General features: G+C 37.2%; 25 protein-coding genes and 1 riboswitch. Of the genes, 17 read left to right on the top strand and 8 right to left on the bottom strand.

The genetic code is table 11. The features are described from left to right. The 3 genes from QNH29_RS20920 to QNH29_RS20910 are packed head-to-tail and all read right to left on the bottom strand — an operon-like array spanning position 1 to position 2,312. A complete protein-coding gene (locus QNH29_RS20920; RefSeq protein WP_283861249.1) occupies positions 1-1,665 on the bottom strand; it encodes a b(o/a)3-type cytochrome-c oxidase subunit 1 in 1,665 nt (554 codons plus the stop codon). Then, positions 1,665-2,141 carry a cytochrome c oxidase subunit II gene (locus QNH29_RS20915; protein WP_283861248.1) on the bottom strand — a complete coding sequence of 159 codons (477 nt, stop codon included), beginning with the start codon at positions 2,139-2,141 and terminating at the stop codon, positions 1,665-1,667. The genes QNH29_RS20920 and QNH29_RS20915 overlap by 1 nt, the downstream gene beginning before the upstream one ends. A gap of 21 nt (positions 2,142-2,162) precedes the next feature. Next, a complete protein-coding gene (locus QNH29_RS20910; protein ID WP_283861247.1) occupies positions 2,163-2,312 on the bottom strand; it encodes a cytochrome c oxidase subunit 2A in 150 nt (49 codons plus the stop codon). A gap of 715 nt (positions 2,313-3,027) precedes the next feature. On the opposite strand from QNH29_RS20910, the gene QNH29_RS20905 reads away from it, so the two are divergent. Together QNH29_RS20905 and QNH29_RS20900 are read left to right on the top strand one after the other, a co-directional pair. Next, complete coding sequence (locus tag QNH29_RS20905) at positions 3,028-4,116, top strand: type III polyketide synthase (RefSeq protein WP_283861246.1); 1,089 nt, start codon at positions 3,028-3,030, stop codon at positions 4,114-4,116. A gap of 3 nt (positions 4,117-4,119) precedes the next feature. After that, positions 4,120-4,692 (top strand): isoprenylcysteine carboxyl methyltransferase family protein, encoded by a 573-nt coding sequence (locus QNH29_RS20900; RefSeq protein WP_283861245.1) that lies wholly within the window; start codon positions 4,120-4,122, stop codon positions 4,690-4,692. 432 nt (positions 4,693-5,124) lie between these two features. Here the strand turns inward: QNH29_RS20900 and QNH29_RS20895 are convergent, their stop codons facing one another. Next, positions 5,125-6,033 carry a nuclease-related domain-containing protein gene (locus tag QNH29_RS20895; RefSeq protein ID WP_283861244.1) on the bottom strand — a complete coding sequence of 303 codons (909 nt, stop codon included), beginning with the start codon at positions 6,031-6,033 and terminating at the stop codon, positions 5,125-5,127. Positions 6,034-6,188: 155 nt separating this feature from the next. On the opposite strand from QNH29_RS20895, the gene QNH29_RS20890 reads away from it, so the two are divergent. The 8 genes from QNH29_RS20890 (at position 6,189) to QNH29_RS20855 (ending at position 15,713) form a co-directional block, all read left to right on the top strand. Then, positions 6,189-9,857, top strand: coding sequence for a dynamin family protein (locus tag QNH29_RS20890; protein WP_283861243.1), 3,669 nt, complete (start codon positions 6,189-6,191; stop codon positions 9,855-9,857). Between the two features lie 18 nt (positions 9,858-9,875). Continuing rightward, positions 9,876-10,703 (top strand): sulfurtransferase, encoded by an 828-nt coding sequence (locus tag QNH29_RS20885; protein ID WP_283861242.1) that lies wholly within the window; start codon positions 9,876-9,878, stop codon positions 10,701-10,703. A gap of 55 nt (positions 10,704-10,758) precedes the next feature. After that, the gene (locus tag QNH29_RS20880) at positions 10,759-11,652 is read left to right on the top strand and encodes a 5'-3' exonuclease (RefSeq protein WP_283861241.1); all 894 of its coding nucleotides are present in this window, start codon (positions 10,759-10,761) and stop codon (positions 11,650-11,652) included. A gap of 231 nt (positions 11,653-11,883) precedes the next feature. Next, positions 11,884-11,995, top strand: a riboswitch (TPP riboswitch). A gap of 132 nt (positions 11,996-12,127) precedes the next feature. Beyond that, a complete protein-coding gene (locus tag QNH29_RS20875; RefSeq protein WP_283861240.1) occupies positions 12,128-13,129 on the top strand; it encodes an ABC transporter substrate-binding protein in 1,002 nt (333 codons plus the stop codon). 11 nt (positions 13,130-13,140) lie between these two features. Then, the gene (locus tag QNH29_RS20870) at positions 13,141-13,431 is read left to right on the top strand and encodes an MTH1187 family thiamine-binding protein (protein WP_283861239.1); all 291 of its coding nucleotides are present in this window, start codon (positions 13,141-13,143) and stop codon (positions 13,429-13,431) included. Further along, the gene (locus QNH29_RS20865) at positions 13,428-14,195 is read left to right on the top strand and encodes an ABC transporter permease (RefSeq protein ID WP_283861238.1); all 768 of its coding nucleotides are present in this window, start codon (positions 13,428-13,430) and stop codon (positions 14,193-14,195) included. The genes QNH29_RS20870 and QNH29_RS20865 overlap by 4 nt, the downstream gene beginning before the upstream one ends. Continuing rightward, the gene (locus QNH29_RS20860) at positions 14,192-14,944 is read left to right on the top strand and encodes an ABC transporter ATP-binding protein (protein WP_283861237.1); all 753 of its coding nucleotides are present in this window, start codon (positions 14,192-14,194) and stop codon (positions 14,942-14,944) included. Before QNH29_RS20865 ends, QNH29_RS20860 begins: the two co-directional genes overlap by 4 nt. Continuing rightward, positions 14,937-15,713: a TatD family hydrolase gene (locus tag QNH29_RS20855; protein WP_283861236.1), complete on the top strand. Its 777-nt coding sequence runs from the start codon at positions 14,937-14,939 to the stop codon at positions 15,711-15,713. Before QNH29_RS20860 ends, QNH29_RS20855 begins: the two co-directional genes overlap by 8 nt. A 107-nt stretch (positions 15,714-15,820) precedes the next feature. On the opposite strand, the gene sspL is transcribed toward QNH29_RS20855, so the two are convergent. After that, the gene (sspL, locus tag QNH29_RS20850; RefSeq protein ID WP_034674074.1) at positions 15,821-15,958 is read right to left on the bottom strand and encodes a small, acid-soluble spore protein L; all 138 of its coding nucleotides are present in this window, start codon (positions 15,956-15,958) and stop codon (positions 15,821-15,823) included. A gap of 87 nt (positions 15,959-16,045) precedes the next feature. Here sspL and QNH29_RS20845 point away from each other — a divergent pair, with 87 nt between their 5' ends. Both QNH29_RS20845 and QNH29_RS20840 read left to right on the top strand, forming a co-directional pair. After that, positions 16,046-16,552 (top strand): divergent PAP2 family protein, encoded by a 507-nt coding sequence (locus QNH29_RS20845; protein WP_283861235.1) that lies wholly within the window; start codon positions 16,046-16,048, stop codon positions 16,550-16,552. A 15-nt stretch (positions 16,553-16,567) separates the two neighbouring features. Beyond that, positions 16,568-16,849, top strand: a complete 282-nt coding sequence (locus QNH29_RS20840) for a DUF6123 family protein (RefSeq protein WP_218895556.1) — start codon at positions 16,568-16,570, stop codon at positions 16,847-16,849. A gap of 61 nt (positions 16,850-16,910) precedes the next feature. Here the strand turns inward: QNH29_RS20840 and QNH29_RS20835 are convergent, their stop codons facing one another. After that, positions 16,911-17,327, bottom strand: a complete 417-nt coding sequence (locus QNH29_RS20835; RefSeq protein WP_283861234.1) for a reverse transcriptase-like protein — start codon at positions 17,325-17,327, stop codon at positions 16,911-16,913. A gap of 192 nt (positions 17,328-17,519) precedes the next feature. Between QNH29_RS20835 and QNH29_RS20830 the strand changes: the two genes are divergently transcribed. Then, positions 17,520-18,176, top strand: a complete 657-nt coding sequence (locus tag QNH29_RS20830; RefSeq protein WP_283861233.1) for a reverse transcriptase-like protein — start codon at positions 17,520-17,522, stop codon at positions 18,174-18,176. 21 nt (positions 18,177-18,197) lie between these two features. Further along, entirely contained in the window at positions 18,198-18,383 is a 186-nt protein-coding gene (locus QNH29_RS20825; protein WP_283861232.1) for a zinc-finger domain-containing protein, read from the top strand. A gap of 87 nt (positions 18,384-18,470) precedes the next feature. Here the strand turns inward: QNH29_RS20825 and cspD are convergent, their stop codons facing one another. Further along, entirely contained in the window at positions 18,471-18,671 is a 201-nt protein-coding gene (gene cspD / locus QNH29_RS20820; RefSeq protein ID WP_026563856.1) for a cold-shock protein CspD, read from the bottom strand. Between the two features lie 272 nt (positions 18,672-18,943). Between cspD and QNH29_RS20815 the strand changes: the two genes are divergently transcribed. Next, positions 18,944-19,225 (top strand): hypothetical protein, encoded by a 282-nt coding sequence (locus QNH29_RS20815; RefSeq protein WP_283861231.1) that lies wholly within the window; start codon positions 18,944-18,946, stop codon positions 19,223-19,225. 73 nt (positions 19,226-19,298) lie between these two features. Here QNH29_RS20815 and QNH29_RS20810 read toward each other — a convergent pair whose 3' ends face one another. Next, the gene (locus tag QNH29_RS20810) at positions 19,299-20,216 is read right to left on the bottom strand and encodes an ArsR/SmtB family transcription factor (protein WP_283861230.1); all 918 of its coding nucleotides are present in this window, start codon (positions 20,214-20,216) and stop codon (positions 19,299-19,301) included. A gap of 307 nt (positions 20,217-20,523) precedes the next feature. On the opposite strand from QNH29_RS20810, the gene QNH29_RS20805 reads away from it, so the two are divergent. Both QNH29_RS20805 and QNH29_RS20800 read left to right on the top strand, forming a co-directional pair. After that, positions 20,524-21,801, top strand: a complete 1,278-nt coding sequence (locus QNH29_RS20805; RefSeq protein ID WP_283861229.1) for an ABC transporter substrate-binding protein — start codon at positions 20,524-20,526, stop codon at positions 21,799-21,801. A gap of 72 nt (positions 21,802-21,873) precedes the next feature. Then, positions 21,874-22,749, top strand: a complete 876-nt coding sequence (locus QNH29_RS20800; RefSeq protein WP_283861228.1) for a carbohydrate ABC transporter permease — start codon at positions 21,874-21,876, stop codon at positions 22,747-22,749. Positions 22,750-22,755 lie beyond the last annotated feature (6 nt).

Raw genomic sequence — 22,755 nt, 5'->3', positions numbered from 1 at the left:
TTACCAGGAATTCCAAGTTTTAAATCCAGGAGAGCCCGGAGGTGCATTTTGAATCATATCGATAAACGGTATGGTGTAAGCGAAAAGGATTAGGGCTGCAGTAATACCAAGCCATAATTTCCAGTTTTCAAATATCATTGGTGCTTTTTCTTCTAGATTCTCTGCTTCACCAACAGGGAATTCTTCTTCTCCTTTAGGTGCAAAGAATGCTAGGTTAACAAAGATAATAATCATTAAAATGATTCCAAGGAATAAAATAGATCCGCCAACCGCTTGTGCAATTTGGTAAGGAATCCATTCCATTGCCTGCGCTGAATCCCCATAAGTAGAGTAAGCAGAGCGCCTTGGACCGCCAAGAAGACCTTGGAAGTGCATAGCACCTGACATAAAGGCCATGCCGATAAACCAAACCCAGCCTTGAATAATAGCTAATTTGTTCATCGCTTTTGTTAATTTACGTCCAGTTAAATGCGGAACCAGCCAAAAAGAAATTCCAAAGAACGTTAAAACAACAGAGGTTGCAGCTGTTAAATGGAAGTGACCTGTTACCCAAATCGTGTTATGAACGACCTGGTTCATTTGGTTGGAAGCGTTGATAATACCACCTGCACCGGCAGGGATAAAGCTTGCCATCCCGATAAATGGAACCGTAAAACGTGCGTCATTCCAAGGCAGTACTTTGAACCAGCCAAAAAGTCCAGTTGCCCCTTTAGAGCGTCCAAATCTCTCAAAGGTTGCAAATAAAGAAAATGCTGTCATCAACGATGGAATAATAACCATAAACGTTAAAATAACCTGTAAAAACTTCCATGCTGGATCAATTCCAGGCTCCGTCAATTGATGGTGGAAACCAACTGGAATGGAGAACAGTAAAAACAGTATAAAGGATAGACGTGCTAAAGAATCCGAGAAAATTTTCCCGCCAATAATTTTTGGTATAATTGCATACCAGCACATATATGCAGGAAGTAACCAGAAATAAACAAGCGGGTGTCCGAAATACCAGAACAATGTACGGCTGACAAGGACATCAACTGTATCTACTAATCCGAGTGACCATGGAAGTAACTGGAATAATACAGTTGATGCTACCCCTATTGTAGCGACAATCCACATTACTGTATTTATAATCGCCATAAAACTTAACAATGGGCTGGGTTTACCAGGGTTTTCTTTCCTCCATCTAGCATATGTCATAATTTGGGCAGCCCCATCAAGCCAGCTTCCCACAACTACGAAGGTCATACCTAAGTAAAAAATCCAGTGAGCTTTCAGTGGAGCATAGAATGTATAAAGAACAGATGCTTCTTTAAGTAATATCATGGTTGCTGCCATAATGGTACCGATTGTCATAACCCAAAAGCCGATCCAGCCAATTCGTCTTGCAGTTGGAGAATGGGTTCCGGCTGTACGGCTGACAGCAGCGTATTGGAATCCCATGATGAAAAATGTTGTTAAAACAAGCCCCATCAAAACACCATGGACAGTTAAAACCTGATAGTAATCAATGCCCCATGGAAGCTCAAATTTGCCTGAACGGACGAGGGTCTGTAAGAGGCCCATCAGACCGCCTAAAGCAAGAGCAATAAAGGCAACATAAAAGTGTGCCATCGCAAGCTTTCCATCACGCGGATCAACTTTTAATTTTGTTGTTTGGCTGCTCATTATTTAACCACCTTTATCTTAGAACTCATTAAGTGGTGACCTGTACCACAGTATTCGTTACAAACCACTAAGTATTCGCCTTCTTTATCGAACGTTGTGACAATCTCGTTTACATAACCTGGTTCAAGCATCATGTTGATATTCGTTCCAGCTACTTGAAAACCATGTATAACGTCTTTAGTCGTCGCAATAACTTTTACTTTCGCTCCAAGCGGTACTTCTACTTCCCCAGGATTGTAGAAGAAGGCAGAAGCGACATACACTAATTCATAGTCCCATTCTTTTCCCTCAACCTTGTTTAATCCGGGCTTATCGAAAGGAGCCTGAGTATCAACTTTCTTTGGATCAATGGTAGTTAAGCAACTTGGCGGCTTGTTTCCTAAATAAAAAGCGCTTACTCCTACAACTGATAAGAAAACAATTAGTGCGCCTACACCGAATATGAGCCAAATTTTTTCAAACTTATGCATATGCATGGTATTTTCCCCTTTCCCTCTCTAAAAACGGTCTAAAAATAAGAAGTAGACACTTACCCAAGTGACAACTATAAAGATTCCCAAAAAGAAAACGGACGCTAATGTCCCTTTAAGAGAAGAGCTGTCTTCAATTTCTGTTTTTTTGTTTGTTTTCAATTCCGCTTTCGCCATCCCCCAAGACTCCCTTCAGAATAGTTAAATTAAAATAATAAGTTCTCTTTCATAATACAAAACAATTGTGTAGAAAAAATAACAAAATTGGCACTTCACAAAATGTTCATTCCTTAGATAAATACTATGATAATAGTAATAAGTTGATATAACAGTGATTTATATCACAATAACAGCAGGGTTCTTGTGGCTAAATTGTGAACTATCACTTAATACCTGTGATAAAAGTAATTGATTATGTTTGTTATAGTGAAAAAAGCTTGTTTTTTTAATAGTTGACACAATTTTGAAATTTTTAAATAGAATGATATAAATGTATCTAAATTTTGAGAAGCGAGCGTGTTATGAATGGAAAAATATTACTGTGAACCATGCCGTCTCCTCTATAACCAGATCGTGTATTGTAAAGTCTGTGGGGCATTAGCTGATAAAAAGATCAAAATTGAGGTTCAGTCCCAGTCAGAAAAACAGTAATGGTGGTAAAGTGCTTTAATCAGGCACTTTTTATTTCTTGAACTGAAAAGACTTTGAAGGCCTTTAAGAAAAATGGAAAAGTTTGCGTAATGATTTAGCTGCTGCATTTCAGTTATAATCAAAGAGCACAACAACAACCTTCAAAACGTTGGCTTCCCTCTAGCAGGGAAGCTTTTTTTTGTACATATTTCTCCTTATTTTGGTAAAAATACCATTACCTAGATTGAAGGAGAATAACCCAATGCCAACGATACTTTCAGTAGCAGAAGCGATTCCAGAGTTTGAAATTAAACAAGAGCAAGCAATCGACTTCGCTAGAGAGCTTTTTTCAGAGCGGTTTAAGGATATCAAAAGGCTGCTTAAAGCTTTCCAAAACGGACAAATTGAAAAAAGACACATCGTTAAAGATATTTGCTGGTATAGAGAAGATCATTCTTTTGCAGAAAAAAACGATGCTTATATTGAATCTGCTGTAAAACTCGGTGTGCAGGCAATTAAGAGCTGTCTTAAAAACCAGATTTTTTTAACAAGAGAAATAAAATGTGAAGAGATTGACGCGATAATTTTTATTTCAACAACCGGAATGGCGACTCCCAGCATTGAGGCAAGAATCATGAACCTATTGCCATTTAGGGAGAACACAAAAAGAATTCCTATTTGGGGGCTTGGCTGTGCTGGAGGTGCTGCTGGATTATCGCGGGCTTTTGAATATTGCAAAGCTTACCCCGATTCGAAAGTTTTGGTGCTCTCGGTAGAACTCTGCAGTTTAACCTTTCAACGGAATGACTTTTCAAAGAGTAACTTAATAGGAACTTCTCTATTTGCTGATGGAGTGGCTTGTGCGTTGGTTTGCGGTAATGAGGTAAACCTTGATATTCTTTGCGTTAAAAAGACAGCTCCAGCCATTATTAGTACTCAATCAACATTAATGCCAGATTCCTTAGATGTCATGGGCTGGGATATAAAGGATCAGGGATTATTTGTCGTATTTTCGAAAGATATTCCGAGTATTATTGAGGAATGGCTAAAACCTAATGTAAGTAAATTTTTGAGTGAGAATGGGCTCCAACTGTCTGAAATTGACCATTTTATTGCACATCCTGGAGGGAAAAAAGTCATTGAAGCATATATCCAATCATTAGGAATACCTGCCTCGATGACAGATATTTCCCTTGATGTATTGAAGCAATTTGGGAACATGTCTTCTGCGACCATCTTGTATGTCCTTAGGCGATTTATGGAAATGGGCGGGGAAGCGGGGAGCTATGGACTTTGCACCGCTCTAGGTCCGGGATTTAGTTCAGAACTGCTTTTACTGAAATGGGGGTAAAGAATGATTCCTTTTTTTATATTTATTTCCGTTTTAATATTTCAACGATTACTTGAGTTAGTTATTGCAAGAAAAAATGAGAAGTGGCTGAAGGAACAGGGTGCTATAGAATTTGGTATGAAGCATTATCAATTTATCGTACTGATGCACTCGCTGTTTTTTGTTGTATTATTTCTTGAGAAAATGACCTTTTCTCGTGAGGTTTCTGTTTTCTGGCCGTTGTTTGCAGCATTGTTTGTTTGTGCGCAGACTATTCGATTCTGGGCACTTTCATCGCTTGGGCGTTATTGGAATACGAAAATTATTGTATTACCTAATGTTGAGGTTGTTAGAAGGGGACCTTACCGTTTCATTAAACATCCCAATTATTTGGTTGTCTCTATAGAACTTTTGGTCGTACCATTGATGTTTGGTGCATACATAACAGCTTGCTTGTTCACGATATTAAATATACTCGTGCTGTCAATCAGAATACCAGCGGAGGAAAAAGCACTGCGGGAACTCACAGAATACGAAGGAAGCTTTGGAAGCTGTAATCGGTTTTTGCCGAAATTGTTAAATAAATATGACAATTAACTTTTCTGTATTGAAAATGATTATCAGCTGTGATATTCTATTTCTAAAGTAGAATGAAAATCATTCTCATCACAGTTGAGCGGATAGGAAGGTGTTAATATGGCTTTTGCACTTGTAGGTGGAACTGTATTCATATACGCATTCGTCATGAAGCACGTCTTAAAAAATGTAACGCATTAAAGAATTTTGTAATAAGCCAAGGATGACTCCCTGGCTTATTTTTTTTGAAATTTGAACATGGTGTGAAAATGAAAAAGGTAGCTTTATTAACCAAGAGTTTGCCGAAACTCTAACTTGGGAGCTCGTATAGTGACCGAAGCAAAGCTGAAAAAAGGGTTCGGGTACCTATAGAGCTCTTATATCGACCGAAATCAAGCTGAAAAAGGATTTGGGTAACTATAGAATTTTTATTGGAAATTAGATGGTGAAGTTTTACTCGTAATAGGTATACTTCCCCCTTCTAAATGCATTAAAGTGTATTTTTAATATCCGCCTAATTTGTTTCCTAGATCCAATTACCTTGCACCACTCAAATATCAAATTAGTTGTGATTTTTATGTTTGGAAAAAGAAGCTGCAGCTCCCTAATAGATCGCAGTATCCCATCCTCTACATTCTCCATACAGCCACACACATTGCACACAATTTTAGTCTCTCCCGCCTTAACGGAAAAGGAATAGCAAGAGCGGCAGGTTATCCCTTTTTTCAAATTTTCATAAGTATAAGGTGGTAACCGGCTGTAGGGAGAGCCTGGCTTATGTTCCTTCACTAAATATTCTGCTAGCTTAAAGTGGTCATCAGTAAGAGTAGACGTTCTCGCATTTAATTCCTCGAAAAATTTAGCGAGCTGAGTGGGATAAATAATTTGTTTCTCCAATGGTGCTTGATAGAGGGTGAATGTGGGATTGACAAAGAAGACGTTTGATTTTAAGGAAGTAGAGTATTTAATCTTTTGTAAAACTTGCCGCATCAATGTACCGCTTCTCTTTATTTGGTCAAGGGGATTCTGAATCTCAGTATTATTCATTGCAAAGAACTGGTCGGATTTATAATAAAAGTCTCCTTCAAAATTTTTCAATTCACAAGGAAAATGGGTCCCTTGGCTGATGATAAATGAATCTATTTGAAAGCTCGTAGAATTGGTCTCAAGCTGTAAATCATTCAATACCAGAAACTTACTTGAATTCAGCCCTTCAGTATACTTATCAAACTTCACCTCACCTTCGTATCCTTTTTCTATGTTTGAATAGATTTGTTTTTCCTTACTCGGTAATATCATACGATTATCCAAAGATCTAAAATTCTTTAACTCATCTGACTCGGTTCGTTCCTTATATGCCATATTCCACTTCCTTCCTGTATTCATTAATTGTACCTAAGGAATAAAATAAAAGAAGTGAATATTATGTTAACAAATTAAGTTTTCACGATAGGAAAAGTTTGAATTATCGTATAAAATATAAAATATTACAAAGTTGTGAACAAGGGGAAAAGACTATGGTGCAAACGGCTAATAAGCAAGAAACTATCACTTCACTTAAAAACAGAATCCTTGCTTTATATGAATACCTTATCAAAAACGGTGATACTGAGAATGCAGAAAAAACAAAGCAGTTAGCAAAGAAACTCCAAAATAGGGAGTTTATGATTGCATTTTGCGGTCACTTTTCGGCGGGAAAATCAACGATGATTAACAAAGTGGTCGGCGAGAATTTGCTGCCATCGAGCCCGATTCCCACCAGTGCGAACCTCGTAAAGGTAAAGTCGGGGGAGGAATACGCGAAGGTTTTTTTCAAAAATGAAAAGCCCCGGGTGTACTTAGCACCGTATGATTATGAATTAGTAAAGAATTACTGCAAGGATGGAGACCAGATCGAAGAAATCGAAATCAGTCATGCGGACTCCCAACTTCCTGCTAATACGGTAATTATGGATACTCCGGGCATCGATTCAGCTGATGATGCACACAGGGTGGCAACAGAATCAGCCATTCATCTTGCAGATTTAGTGTTATACGTGATGGATTATAACCATGTCCAAGCGGAGCTAAACTTTTTATTTACAAAAGAGTTAACGGAAGCAGGTAAAGAGGTTTATCTTGTTATTAACCAAGTGGATAAACACAAAGAAGAGGAGCTCTCGTTCCGCCAATTTCAAGATAGCGTCACTGACTCCTTCGGTGCATGGGGAGTTAAGCCAGCACGTATCTTTTATACTTCATTAAAGTACCAAGATCATAAACTAAATGAATTTAGTGAATTAAAAGCTTTTATCGCACAGAAATTGCAAAATAAGGATCATCTTTTACAGCAATCCATTTTTTATTCACTGAAAAAAATAGCACAAGATCATGTAGAACAAGACCGGAATAAAAGAGAAGATCAACTCCAGCCATTTTTTGAAGTTTTAGATGAGCTGCCTGAGGACGAAAAAAAGGAACTCACACAAACCTATCAATCCATCAGCACAAACCTGAAGACACTTGAAAAAGGGATCGAGGAAACTGAAAAAGAAGTGGACATAGAAATAGCTAAGATTTTGAATAATGCCTATTTGATGCCATTTCAAACAAGAGAGTTAGCAGAGGCATTTCTTGAAGCCTCTCAGCCTGAATTTAAGGTAGGATTCCTTTTTTCAAAACAAAAGACGTTAGAAGAAAAGAATGCCCGTCTTGACAGACTTTACCAGGACCTGGTAGAGAAAACAAAATCACAGCTTGAATGGCATTTGCGTGAATACCTGATTGCTATCTTAAAAAACCATAGTTTAGACGACCAAGAGTTACAAAATAAAGCACAATCATTTTCTGTCGAAGTTCCAATCGATTTAATTGTTCAAACAGTTAAGCAAGGTGCGAGAGTTTCTGGTGAATATGTGCTTCATTACACAGAGGACTTGGCAAATGGAATCAAAAAATTAGTAAGAGATGCCGTGTTAGATTTTAAAAATGTTCTTATGCCAGTATTAGCAGCAAAAACAGAGAAATTAAAAGATATGTATCAAGAAGAGCTCCAAAACATTGAAAATTATGTTATTTCACTATCGGAAATAACTGAGTTTGAAAAAGAAACCGCAGTTAAAGAATCAGCAGTAGTGAATTTATTACATGAATCAATAGAAGACAAAGTAGATGAGTATTTACTTTTTAATCAGGAAGAAGAGGACGCAGAAGTTATAAAGGGTCAGTCAGTTACAATGCCTGATGCTATTGAGAAGAATAAGCAGCTTTCACGAGTGATTAAGGAAGAAACAAATATAACTAAGAAAAATGAAACGGAAAAAGCAAGAAGCCAAGTACAAAGTATGGTAGCTCGTTTAGAGCAATCTGCAATGCTAATAGACAGTCTTCCAGGTTTCCAAAAGCTTTCGAAGGAATTGAAAGACAAGGCAGACCGTCTGGCACACAAAGGTTTTACAGTCGCGTTATTCGGTGCATTCAGTGCAGGGAAGTCTTCGTTTGCCAATGCACTTATGGGAGAAAAGGTACTTCCGGTTTCTCCTAATCCGACAACAGCGGCGATAAATAAAATCAAACCGGTAACCGAACAATTTCAGCACGGCACGGTCCTGGTGAAATTCAAGGAAGAAAACGCCATGCTCGAGGATTTAAATCGTTCATTAAAGTTATTTAATTTGCAGACTACTGCTTTAGCAGGTGCAGTGAAAGAAATTGATAAGGTTATGCTTGATAAGGGGCATGAGGGTGTAGCCGAAAAGACACACTATGCATTTTTACAAGCATTTAAAAAAGGTTTCCTCCTCCATGGAAAGCAGCTTGGAACAATAGTAGAAACAAACTTAACCGAATTTGCTGATTTCGTGGCATTGGAAGAAAAGTCGTGCTTTGTAGAATGGATTGAACTTTACTATGATTGTGAATTGACTCGCAAAGGCATTACCCTCGTTGATACACCAGGGGCTGATTCAATAAATGCCCGCCATACAGGGGTAGCTTTCGATTATATTAAAAATTCCGATGCGATTTTGTTTGTTACGTATTATAACCATGCCTTTTCAAAAGCGGACAGGGAATTTTTAATTCAGCTCGGCCGGGTAAAGGATTCCTTCCAGCTCGATAAAATGTTCTTTATTATCAATGCAATTGACTTAGCTGAAAATGAGGAAGAGAAGGAAACCGTAGAGGAATATGTAACAGAACAATTAATAAAATATGGGATACGAAAACCACATCTCTATCCGTTATCTAGTTTGTTAGCGCTAAAGGAAAAATTGGAGCCGAAAACAGCTGTAAAATCAGGCATGGGACAGTTTGAAGGTGATTTCTATCATTTTATTTCAAATGATTTAACAGAAATGGCTCTGACATCAGCAGGTAATGAATTAAATCGTGTACATGAGTTAGTCGGAAAATTAATTGATAATTCTAAAGAAGACCAATCTGTAAAGGACAAAAAACGCACCGAAATCGAACAGCAAAAAGCAATGATTAAAGCTTACCTTCAAAAACAAACAGCAGTGGGTGCACAAAAACGAATGACCCAAGAAGGTGAAGAACTTCTTTACTATATTAAACAAAGGGTATTCCTCCGTTTTGGTGATTTTTTCAAAGAAGCCTTTAATCCAGCTGTACTGCGTGATGATGGAAGAAATTTGAAAAAGGCATTACAAGCGGCTTTGGATGAGTTTTTAGAAAGTATAGGTTTCGATTTTGCCCAGGAGCTCCGAGCAACGACGGTCAGACTGGACACTTTTGCTGGGAAGGTTTTAACCGACTATTATACAGGTCTAACGCGAAGCATGAAGGATATTAATAAAGACTTATCATTTGCACCTTTTGAGCTGAAACATGAAGGGGAAATCGAGTTTCCTTTGGCTTTTAGCGATCTAAACAAACAGCTGTTTACGAAAGCATTATCTTATTTTAAAAATCCAAAGTCGTTTTTTGAAAAAAATGAAAAGAAGTTAATGAGTGATGAGCTATATCAAGTGTTAAATGTCCCTGCGGATCATTATTTGAAATTTGAAGGCGACAAACTAACTGCATACTACGCCCGTATTGTATCTGACCAATTCGAAAAAGTAATCGGCCAAATAGAGCAGCAGGCAGATGATTACTATGTAAGTCTTCTAACCGCCCTAGATGGTGGGGTATCCATTGAAAAATTACAAGAAGTATATCAAAAGCTGGAAGAGTCTATGAATTAATTTCATTGGGGGATGACCATGAATGTAATGATTGACAAAGAATGGCTATTAAAAAACTTATATGAGCAGAATGTCCGTATTGTGGATTGCTCTTTTTCATTAGCAGACCCTAAAAAGGGCAGACAGGAATATGAACACCATCATATTCCTGGAGCTTGTTATTTTAATCTTGAGAAAGACTTATCGGGAGAAGTTTCTGAACATGGCGGCAGACACCCCTTGCCAGATATCGAGGAGTTGATTGATAAACTTGAACTGGCAGGTATTGATGAAAGCACAACAGTAATCTCCTATGACCAGGGCGAGGGTGCGTTTGCTGCAAGGTTTTGGTGGCTGCTGCAATACCTAGGACACGAAAAGGTGTATGTTCTAGATGGGGGGCTAAAAGCTTGGCGTGAAGGAAACTACCCTGTAACAGCAGAAGTACCTGATTATAAAAAAACCTACTTCAAGCCGGTTGTTAATCACGATCTACTTGCAAGTATGGAAGAAGTAAAATCAGTGGTGAATGAACACAAATCGAACACCATTTTGATTGATTCAAGAGAAGAAAGAAGATATTTAGGTTTAGAGGAACCTATTGATAAAAAAGCAGGGCGGATACCTGGTGCAATTAATAAGCCATGGTTCGATGGCCTTAATGCTGGCTATTATCATTCGGCAGAAATCCAAAAACAACGATTCTCAGACATTCATCCTGAAAACGAAATCATTGTTTATTGTGGTTCAGGTGTTACGGCCACACCTAATTTTCTAGCCTTAAAGGCAGCTGGATTTGAAAAGGTAAAACTTTACTTGGGAAGTTTTAGCGACTGGATTTCCTATCAAGAAAACAAAATAGAATAGGTTTTTATGTTATAATAGAACCCGTGTTGTTTTTAAATGATCGGAGGTCAAAACATTGGAAAATCAAAAACCTTCTCTTATGCTAGTTGATGGAATGGCGCTGTTATTTCGTGCTTTTTATGCTACTGCTGTAACAGGTCAGTTTATGATAAATTCAAAAGGGATTCCAACGAATGGAATTCACGGATTCATTAAACATTTATTCACGGCGGTTTCGTCTTTTAAACCTTCCCATGTGGCTGTATGTTGGGATATGGGCAGTAAAACATTCCGCTCTGAATTATTTGAGGCTTATAAAGGTAATCGGGGTGAAGCACCTGTCGAACTAATCCCTCAATTTGATTTAGTTAAAGAAGTAGTTGCTGCGTTTGACATCCCTAACATCGGTTTAGCGGGCTATGAAGCGGATGATTGCATTGGGACAATCGCGTATCAGGCGAGGGAGCATGCTCATGTTTCAATTTTAACTGGTGACCAAGATATTCTTCAGCTGCTGGATGAAAGTATTTCGGTTATTTTATTAAAAAAAGGGTATGGGAATTACCTTGTTCATACTCCTGCTACTTTCTTTGAAGAGAAAGGTATCAAACCACGACAAATGATTGATTTAAAAGCCTTAATGGGTGACCCAAGTGACAACTATCCTGGAGTAAAGGGAATTGGTGAAAAAACCGCTCTCAAGCTATTAAAAGAATTTGAGCATGTTGAGGGGATTATTTCGAATCTTGATCGGCTTTCAAAATCTCACAAAACAAAGATTGAACAGGATTTAGAAATGCTTCACTTATCACGCATGCTTGCAGAAATTAAGTGTGATGTTCCTGTAACATGTAATCTAGAAGAGGCCGGACTTAATATCGAAAAGGAAAAAGCATTAAATAAATTAATGGAACTAGAACTTCGTGGCTTGCAGCGTCTTCTGCCTATTGAAGCATCGTTTGTTTCCTGAGATCCTAGGCTGTCCCAAAGAGGGGTAGCCTCCTTCTGTATAATTTGTCGATTGCATTTCTATTGGAGTTTGCAAGAAAAAGATTCACCTGCTAATGTGCATTAGAAAAAGAGGTTTGCATAAGTTGGAGAGAAATATAGGGGACTGCGGAGAAAAAATAACTATGGATGATGCTTTTTAATAGGATAACTGCTAAAATGCATTTATAATGTGAATGATGATAGGAAATAGACTAAAAAATAGGGGAGCCGGTGTTGCCGGTTGAGAGGTTATCCATAAGATAATGACCCTTTGAACCTGATCTGGTTAACACCAGCGGAGGGAACATATTTAACAAAACCACTTTTGTTAGTGTGCGCCCATGCTTAAAACTAGGGCGCTTTTTCATTTTAAAAAACGTCCTTTTAAGTGAAAAAACGTGAAAATGTTATCCAAATCTATTTCCTGTAAATTACATAATAAAGGATGATGAAAAGTGAAGACATGGATTAGTTTGTTACTAGTGGTCTTGTTAATCGCAGGCTGCGGTACAAATACTAAGGAAAATTCACAGGGAAGTGAGCAAGAGAATAAAAAAAGCCTAGAAAAAGTTACGGTTGTATTAGATTGGACGCCAAACACGAACCATACTGGGTTATACGTTGCCAAGGAAAAAGGTTACTTTAAAGAAGAAGGCCTTGATGTAAATATTATTATGCCGGGTGAAGCTGGTGCAGACCAATTGGTAGCGTCCGGAAAATCACAATTTGGGGTTGGCTATCAAGAAGGTATAACACAGGCTCGGATTCAAGGTGTCCCGCTTGTGTCAATTGCGGCTGTAATTCAGCACAATACATCTGGATTCGCCTCTCCTGCAGATAAAAACATAATTACGCCAAAGGATTTTGCGGGTAAAACATATGGCGGATGGGGATCTCCAGCAGAAAAATCTGTAATCGATTCATTAATGAAAACAGAAAATTCCGATGTTGAGAAGGTGAAAATTATCAATATTGGAGACACGGATTTCTTCACCGCGGTTAAAAAAGATATTGATTTTGCTTGGATATATTATGGGTGGACCGGAGTCGAGGCAGAGCTGCGTGGCGAGAAAATAAACATGGTATATTTAACAGACTACTCAGAAAAGCTAGATTACTACACGCCTGTATTAACGACAAATGAAAAAATGATTGCGGAAAATCCTGACACCGTAAAAGCATTTGTAAAAGCAGCTGCTAAGGGGTATGAATTTACGATCGATAATCCAGGTGATGCAGCAGATATTTTATTAAATGCAGCACCAGATTTAGATCCTGAGCTTGTGAAAAAGAGTCAAGAATGGTTAGCGTCTAAATACCAGGATGATGCACCTCGCTGGGGTGAACAAAAGCTTGAAGTATGGGAAAACTATGCTTCCTGGATGTATGAAAATGGATTACTAGAAAAAGAATTAGAAGCTAAAAAAGCTTTTACGAATGAGTTCTTACCTGAATAGGAGGGGTTATTGTGGCAAATGCACTAGTTAGTATACAAATCATCCCGAAGCCGACTGATGGTGGAGATGTGATACCTTATGTGGACGAAGCGATTCGAGTCATCCATGAGTCTGGGGTAAAATATGAGGTCCATCCGTTAGAGACGACAATGGAGGGTGAGTTATCACATTTGTTTTCAATCATTGAAAAAATGAACGAACGGATGATGGAAATGGGCAGTAAAAATGTAATTTCTCAAATTAAAGTCCTTTACCAGCCAACAGGGATTACATTGGAAACCTTGACGGAAAAATATCGATGAACTATTTAATTAGAAAAGGATGGAGACCGGTTGCGGTTCTCCTTCTTTTGTTCATTTTATGGGAGATCATTGTAAAGATAACGAAAGTACCTGATTGGCTCTTACCGGCACCTACAATGATAGTGAATGAGATTATTTCAGGTTGGACGGCGTTTTATCCAGATATAGTCTCAACAGCGAAAATTGCGGTGGAGGGGTTTTTGGTAGGGACAACAGTTGGTTTGGTTGTTGCTGTCTCGTTGCATTTGGTCCCTTGGATTCGAGACTCGGTGTACCCGTTACTTATATTATCACAAAATGTTCCGATTATTGTCCTCGCTCCCCTGCTTGTCATATGGTTTGGATTTGGATTATTACCTAAAATTATTGTAATTACCCTTACCTGTTTTTTTCCTATAACTGTGGCAGCTTTAGACGGTTTTAAGCAAGTTCCATATTCCCATAAACATTATATGTTAATGGCTGGGGCAAACAAGTTTCAGTTGTTTTGGAAGCTTGAATGGCCATATGCACTCCCCTCCATCTTTTCTGGATTAAAAATTTCAGCAACTTATAGTGTTATGGGGGCTGTAATTTCTGAATGGCTTGGAGCGGAAAAGGGGATTGGCGTTTATATGACCTTAGCATCTTCTTCATTTAGAACAGACAAAGTATTCGTTGCCATTCTATCCATCATGGTACTAAGTCTCTTATTTTTTGCCGTTATTGTTGCTGCCGAAAAGTATTTCATTCGTTGGCAAAGCAAGGGAGGTAGCATGGAGTGAGTCATTTACTGGTTGATCACATTGTAAAAAGTTTTGGATCAAATGAGGTTCTTTCAGATTTATCTTTTTCGATTGAAAAAGAAGAGTTTGTTACCATTATCGGACCATCTGGAAGTGGAAAAAGCACAATTTTTAACTTAATTGGCGGGATAATGACTCCTGAGAAAGGAGTCATTCAGCTTGAGGGATATAATATTATTGGAAAACGCGGCTCGATTAGTTTTATGCCGCAAACGCCTTCGCTCTTGCCTTGGAGGACTGTTTTACAAAATGTATTGCTCGGAGCTGAACTGCTGGGAAAAAAGGATCGTGATAAAGCAATCGAAATGCTTCATAAAGCTGGTCTTGCTGATTATGTACATGCTCGCCCGGAAGAGCTTTCCGGCGGAATGAAGCAGCGCGTCGCGTTTATACGAGCCCTGCTAAGTCCACAATCACTCATTTGTCTTGATGAGCCTTTTTCGGCGCTTGATGAATTAACAAGATTAGAGATGCAAAAATGGCTTCTTTCGATTTGGGAGGACTATCGTCGTACCGTGCTATTTGTTACTCATTCGATAGAAGAAGCATTATTTTTATCGGATCGGATCATTGTGATTTCTGCAAAGCCAACAAGAGTGGCAGTGGAATTTAAGGTCCCGTTTAAACGCCCGCGGGATGAAAGCTTGTTTTTAGATGATATATTTCTAAAATGGAAGCGGACTGTTGCTTATTCATTAATAAACGGAGGAAGTGACAAGGATGGATAAGCTAATAGACGCACATATTCATTTAGATCAATATGATGATATTGAAATTGCCGAGCTAGCTCAAGAGAACGAAGCCATTGAAGCACTTGTTTCTGTTTCGATGAATCTCGATTCCTGTAAGAGGAATCTTATTTTATCAGAACGATATCCCATCATAAAACCAGCATTTGGTTTTCATCCAGAGCAGTTGCTACCAACGGAAAAAGAACTTGATGAATTAATAAACTGGATGAGAAGTAACAAAGATAAAATGATTGCTGTAGGAGAAGTAGGGCTCCCATTTTTTATGAGGGCAGAAAATAAAGTTACAAAAAAAGACTATGGCCGCTATATTGAATTGCTTGAAATATTTGTAAAGCTGGCGAAAAAATGGGAAAAACCTATCTCTCTTCATGCCGTCTATTCTGATGCCCCAGTTGTTTGTGATCTTCTCGAAAAGCATTCTGTTTCCAAGGCTCATTTCCACTGGTTTAAAGGGGATCAACGGACAACCGAGAGAATGCTGGCAAATGGATACTTTGTATCAATTACTCCAGAGGTTGCCATGGAAGAACCAGAAAACTTTACTTTAGTTCGAAGTTATTCGATTAATAAAATTATGGTTGAAACAGATGGCCCATGGCCCTTTGAAGGTCAATTTTCAGGAAAAAGAACACACCCCCTTATGATGAAGGAGTCGCTTGGTAAAATAGCGGAAATCAAAGGAATGAATATTCACGATATAAACAGGATAATTCGAAACAATACTAAAAGATTTTTTTTTATATAGATTAGTTGGTGCAATTATTGCATGTAATTCAACTTTTTTTATTAAAAGTTATATGTTTAAATCATAAAGCCTAAGGCTGTCCCAAAAAAGGGACAGCCTTTTCATTTTTATTTAGTGTTGCTTTTTTTAGCCGCATTTTCTAATTTACTCTTAGGATCTTCTGTCATTTCCGCATCTTGGCCATATCCCTGTGGATTTACTCCGGGTGCCTTGACACCGCGATTTCTTGAACCATGTTTACTCACCGCTGTTCACCTCCCATTTTTTTAGTATTTCCACGTGAGAATAATAAAACTCAACTTTCTAAACAATAAAGATAAGAGGTGATAAAAATGAACAAAGGTGTTTATTTAGCTCTTTCAAGTATTGCATTGGCACAGGGTTTAAAAATCCCAATTCATTATTATAAAAAGAAAGAGTGGCGTCCAGACCTCTTTTTTCAAACAGGCGGAATGCCAAGCTCCCATTCAGCAGGAGTTTCTACACTAACTACCTATATTGCTTTACAGCGCGGGCTGCCAACATTTGATTTTGCATTATCCCTTGTATATGGGCTGATTGTGATGTATGACGCTCAAGGAATTCGCCGGCAAACAGGTGAACTTACCTTAAAGGTAAATTCCATGCATGATCTAATGGAAAAAGTGGATAAAGAGGAAAGTGTGGAATTTAAACAAGAAGCTCCAAAAAAATTGAAGGAAATGTTAGGACATCAGCCTGAAGAAGTAATCGGCGGTGCCATTCTTGGGGCATTAGTAGGAGTAGTTGGGCATTTATGCACAAAAAATAGTAGAAAAATGTCGAATTTTAAGTTAAAATCGGGTAGTAGATGGTTTTAGATTGCTTGGAGAGGGATGGAGAAGCCAGTGCGGACAGTTGATGAGTACTTGCATTACTTGGAAGGAAAAGGTTTTCAATTTCAAGAGGATGCAATCGGTTTTATTTATTTCGGAAAACACTACACGAATGCTTCCGATGAATTAATTAATTCTGCTATAGAGATCACATTAAAAGCACAGAAAACCTTTGATGGCAGTTTTTATGTGTCATTATTAGAAACCCTTGTTTCGAGCAAAATACAAACAAGAAATGCGGCCCTAAAGTTTGTTAAAGAAAGAGAATTAGTGGCAATATAAGCAAAAATCCTCCTGAATAAGGAGGATTTTTGCTTTACCTTGGAGGCTTTTGTCAGCAATCTCATGTTGCATTCTCTTCCCCCAATGTATTTCTTCGGATTGCTTGCCGCGCTAATTCATCTGCTGTTTTATTTTCGCTGCTTGGAATCCACTTCATAAAAAACAAATCAAATTGTTTGGACAGTTGTAATGCTTGGTCAAGCAGCGGAGCATACAATTTATTCTTAACAAATTCCTTCTCAACACCTTTATTCACTAATTCTGAATCGGTTCGAAAAGATACAACTGAATGCGAATAGCCTTTTTCTAAGCAGATTTCTAAAGCCTTAATTAAAGCATGATATTCTGCTTCATGATTTGACATCAAGCCGAGTGGAATCGAATATTTTTCTGCTGTCCCATTCCCTTTAATAAAAATTCCAGCACCGCTTGGTCCAGGGTTACCAGCACTGGCACCGTCGATATAAACTTCAATCAAAGCAGACCCTCCAGTTCATATTAATTGAAAGTTTATCATACTCTAACACCACACACAGGAAATATATTTTTCCTATTTCTACTTTGTTGATGTGGGTATGCTAAGATTAGATAGTTAAACATATTGTAAAATAGTGTAAATCAAAAGATTTTTTCTTTCAACTTATAAATATTTTGAGAAAGGTTGAAAAACATGAAATATAGACTTGAGTGGAATTATAAAACAGGAAAAAATGAAAAAATCCAATTTACCTCTGATTGGTTAGGGGTGGAATTGGCAATACAAGCGGGTGAAGAGCTTGAAAAATTAGGAAAAGCAAGTGATATTTATTTTTATGATGAGGTTGGGACATCATGGATTTTGAAAGAATTGAAAAAGCTGGTTACTGAAATTGAAGATGATCCTCATGAAATTACCGTTTATTTTGATGGCGGTTTTCAAAAGGAAACCAATACTGCTGGTCTTGGGGTAGTTATATTCTTTAAACAAGGAAAAAAGAAATATCGCATTAGGGCGAATGAAGTGTTTGATGAATTGGAAACAAATAATGAAGCAGAATATGCAGCATTTTATTATGCGCTGACGATTTTGGAGGAATTGGGCGTACATCATTTGCCTTGTGAATTTAAAGGGGACTCTCAGGTAGTGTTAAAGCAGCTGGAGGGAGAGTGGCCGTGTTATGAGGACGTACTCAATGCCTGGCTTGACAGGATTGAAGAAAAAATTAAAGCACTGTCACTCATTCCAAAATTCACACCGATTCCTAGAAATGACAATAAAGAAGCAGATAAATTGGCGACTCAAGCTTTAGAGGGAAAAGAGATATTTGCAAAGACACAAATCATTTAAGAGACGGGGTGCCGTAGACTTGTGAAAAATTTAAACAGAAAAGAACTGTTCAGTCATGTTGAAACCTTGTTAGTTCAATACTGTGATGGCTGTTTTGTTCATCAACAGTTCAAAAAGGAAGGCGGCAGAAGGTTAGCCCATCGCTTTTGTATTTCACAATGTACAGTTGGGGAAAAACTAAAAGAATATGGAAAAAGGCTGACATGATTACTTGAAACGAGATAACAGAGATATAGGCACCTAAATAGAAAAAGGCTGACGGAATACGCCAGCCTTTGGTTTGTTATTAATAGATTAAAGTTTTACTACGTTAGCAGCTTGTGGTCCGCGGTTTCCTTCAACGATTTCGAAAGAAACTTCTTGGCCTTCTTCTAAAGACTTGAAGCCTTCGCCAGTGATCGCGCTGAAGTGTACGAATACATCGTCTCCGCCTTCAACTTCGATAAAACCGAAACCTTTTTCATTGTTAAACCATTTTACTTTACCGTTTTGCATTTACTATTTCCTCCTAAGCCTTTCAAGACACTGTTAAAAGTGCCAAAGATAAATATTATCATGACCACAAAGATAATATAAATACTATTCAATTAATGATACATGACGCTTTTAATATACATGAATATTTCTGGACAGTCAAGGAAAGTAAGCGCTTTTTTAACCAATAAATCGTATTATCATGCAATATTCAAAATTAATAAATCTATCTAAACATAAAATTTTATCAGCCTCATATTCTTATAAAAATGGTTGATAAAGGGTGAGGTGTAATGTACCGATTTTCAATTGAGGGAGATGAATGGATTTTAAGATTCTCGCCACAAATCTACATCGAAGCCGAAGAAAAACAAGTTGTCTTGACGTCATTGCTTCAAATCGGAAATGATTTATCATCATATTCACATGGAGATGCCTTTCTTATGTTTACAAAAAAGATAGGTGCAATCGTTTTTGATGTTGAACGAATACCATCATTTATTTTAACTGTATCTAACATTATTCCTGAAGAAAATTGGTATATGCAGAATTCTAATTTAAAACTTATACAATAGCATTTACACAAAAGGAGCAACCATTAATGACATTAAAAAGTCAATAATGGTTGCTTCTTTGTAATTTTAATGATTAATTCTTTTTTAAATGTTTAATTGTCATTACAATATCTTGTTCATAATTTCCGAATTTTGAACCGAATAAGTTCATTCCACCCTTATTGTCTGCATCTTTCTTTACACCTAGCTTTAATGATATATAAGGTTTTTCTAATAATTTTAGTTGATCGATACCTATGTCAGATATTTTCACGCCATCAATAAAGCTAGCAGTTCTTGTAATTGTCCAACTTTTTAATAGCCCAAATTGGGTATTTTTTGTCCCCCACCACGACGGTGTTAAATATCCTCTTTCACCTCCAAAATCTCCAGGGCTAGTCCACATCCCTATCTCAACGCCATTGACCCAGCAGGTAATATCGGATGGCCAATCCAATTTGTGATAGGGCGCTTCAGAACAAATTTCCATAGAAAAGTTTAATTCATCCACTTTCGACCCATATGGGATGCGATTAGGGAAATGATATTCCACAAATCCTGATTTAAACCAAAGAAGTTGGGCCAGCTTCCTCTCGGGTTCATAAAATGAACGTACATCATCCTGAGAATGAATAATTCCTGTGTCACTTAATAAACCGCAAGTTGGTTCAATGTCTACGTTTACAAACTCACCAATCGGCATTTTAATAGATATGATGTCCTCTAGCACGGTTTCATTTTCAGTCAAATTAATAATGATACGGTCGTACCTTTTCGAATTTACTTTTTGAGTGCCTCGTCCTGGAACAATTTCTGTTGTAATTAGTTCTGCATCCTCTAATTTTTTTACATTTACTGCTGCTGTAGAAAAAGGAATCCCGATTTTTTCAGATAAGTCATTTACGTTCATAGGCCCTTCACTTAATATTCCAATTATCTTCATTCGGTGTTCGTGGGCCAGAACTTTACAAATTTCAATAGCTTCTTCTAATGTTAAGTGTAATGTTCTCATATAATTCCCCCCTTTTATTACAAGTATTAATGTGATTAAAAGTATTAATAAATGTTTATATATATATTTTATTGTAACAATAATTAAATAATAATATGTTTGTAAAGAATATACAAGTGATAGTCGATATTTATTTGGCTGTTGATTTTATAGGGAATAAGCCCTTTTGGATAACTCTTTCTCAAATTAGAAAAAATAGTATAAGATAAAAAAATCTATTTTTATAATATAAATACTTGATATATAACAAGTATTAATGTAATAATAAGACGTGTAATGAAAGTCAATAAAGAGGGGGTTATTTAAAATGAAAAAGGTAAGCGTATTCATGTTAATTCTGGTATTATTATTTGGACTTATCGCGTGCTCTAGTGGTGGAAATGAGGAAAGTTCAACAATTGAAGAAAATGGTGTAACGAAACTGACTTTTTGGGCTCCATTAAGTGGCGGAGACGGAGATTTCATGAAGGAATTAGTTACGAAGTTTAATGAAGAAAATAAAGAGGTTCAAGTAGAACTATTAAACTTAAAGGCAGAAGAATACTACACCAAAATTAGGACTTCTGTTACGTCACAGCAGGCACCGGATGTTGCGTTAGCACATGCCTCTAAACTTGCTGAACTACAATCTGCTAAATTAATAGAGAGTATTGAGAAGACTTCAAGCGATGCCAGTATCGATTGGACAACGTTTAGTGAAAATATTGTAAACGCTACAATTATTGATAATGAACATTATGCAATACCTTTAGATACCCATGCGCTTATCATGTTTGCCAATAAAAAAATCCTTGATGAAGCAGGATTATTAAGTGCCGATGGGAAGCCATCTATCGAACCAGGTGCAGAAGGATTTATAGAATTTTTAAAACAAGTAAAGAAAAACTCACCAGCTGGTACCTTTCCATTAGCGGCAACATCTAATGGAGATTCACCACTGCGTATGTGGTGGACATTCTACACCCAACAAGGTGGAGAGATGTTAAATGATGCCGGAACTAAAGCAGCTTTTAATAATGAGAAATCTTTAGAAGCACTAAATCTATTAAATGAAATGATCGAAGGCGAATTATGGCCAAAAAACATTAAAAACGGCGGAGAACTATTCACTGCTCAAAAAGCTGCTATCCATATGAATGGTGTATGGATGACAGGGGCTCTAGAACAAAATAAAGGTCTTGAGTTTGTTGCATTACCAATTCCCCAAATATTTGATCAAAAAGCTACTTGGGGTGACTCACATTTATTTGTAATTCCAAAACAAGAGAAGCAAACAGAAGAGAAGAAGGTAGCTAGTTTAACATTTGCTAACTGGATTACTGAACATTCAGCTTCTTGGGCAAAAGCAGGACATGTTCCGAGTAAACCAGAAATCTTAGAATCATCTGAGTTTAAAGATTTAGCTTATAGAAGTGATTATTCTGAAATTGGTAACTACGTTTCATATATGCCAAACTCACCAAAGTTATCAGCAATCAATGATGTCCTTAAAAAGCATTTAAATCTTTTTATGAATGGTCAGTCCGATGCTAAGGACACACTTGAAAACGCGGAAAAAGAAGTTAACGAATTATTAAGTAAATAAAAATATAATAGAGGATCTCGATTCTTAAAAGACAAATCGAGATCCTCTATTAAATAAAGGGAGGTAAAACCCGTGAAGTTTCAATTTTTTAGGGGAGAAAACTTGAAAGCCTATTTGTTCTTAGCCCCTTTTTTAATTGTATATAGTCTGTTTATGCTTTACCCGATAATTAAAGGTTTTATCATAAGTTTACATGATTGGACATTAGGAATGGATTCATCCTTTGTCGGATTTCAAAATTACATCACTATGGTCAAGGATAGTTACTTTTGGGAAGCATTGGGGAATACCATCCTTTTTGTGTTAATTTCAACTCCTGCACTCATTTTTGTCGGTTTGGGAATTGCGTTGTTGGTTAATGCGGGATTAAAAGGAACAACCTTTCTCCGCTCTGTCTTTTTCCTTCCCTATGTCCTATCGATTTCGGTAATCGCAAGTATTTGGGTATTTATTTTACAACCTTATACTGGTTTATTAAATACTTTTCTCCATAAAATGGGGGTTGTTGGAGAAATCTTTTGGCTTGGAGACGAAAATCTTGCTTGGGTATCCATCTTATTAGCAACAATTTGGTGGACAGTTGGGTTTAACATGGTCTTATTTCTTGCAGGTCTACAGGAAATTCCAGATGAATATTATGAAGCGGCTAAGATGGATGGAGCAAATTCTTGGAAACAATTCATTTCAATCACTCTGCCTTCATTAAAGGGTGTAATGCTATTAACGGTCGTATTACAAACCATTAATTCATTTAAATTATTTGGACAGCCTTATTTGATGACGAATGGTGGACCTGGTACAGAAACAAGAGCATTAGTTCAATACATTTATGAAAAAGGCTTTATCGAGCAGCAAATGGGAGTCGCATCTTCCATGTCTTATGTTCTTTTCGCCATTACAATTGTTTTTGCATTTATTCAATTTAAGTTCTTTCAAAATAAAGACTAATATTTT

It is taken from the genome of Neobacillus sp. DY30 (assembly GCF_030123065.1).
GTDB lineage: Bacteria > Bacillota > Bacilli > Bacillales > Cytobacillaceae > Neobacillus.
This window is presented reverse-complemented; position numbering and strand designations above follow the sequence as displayed.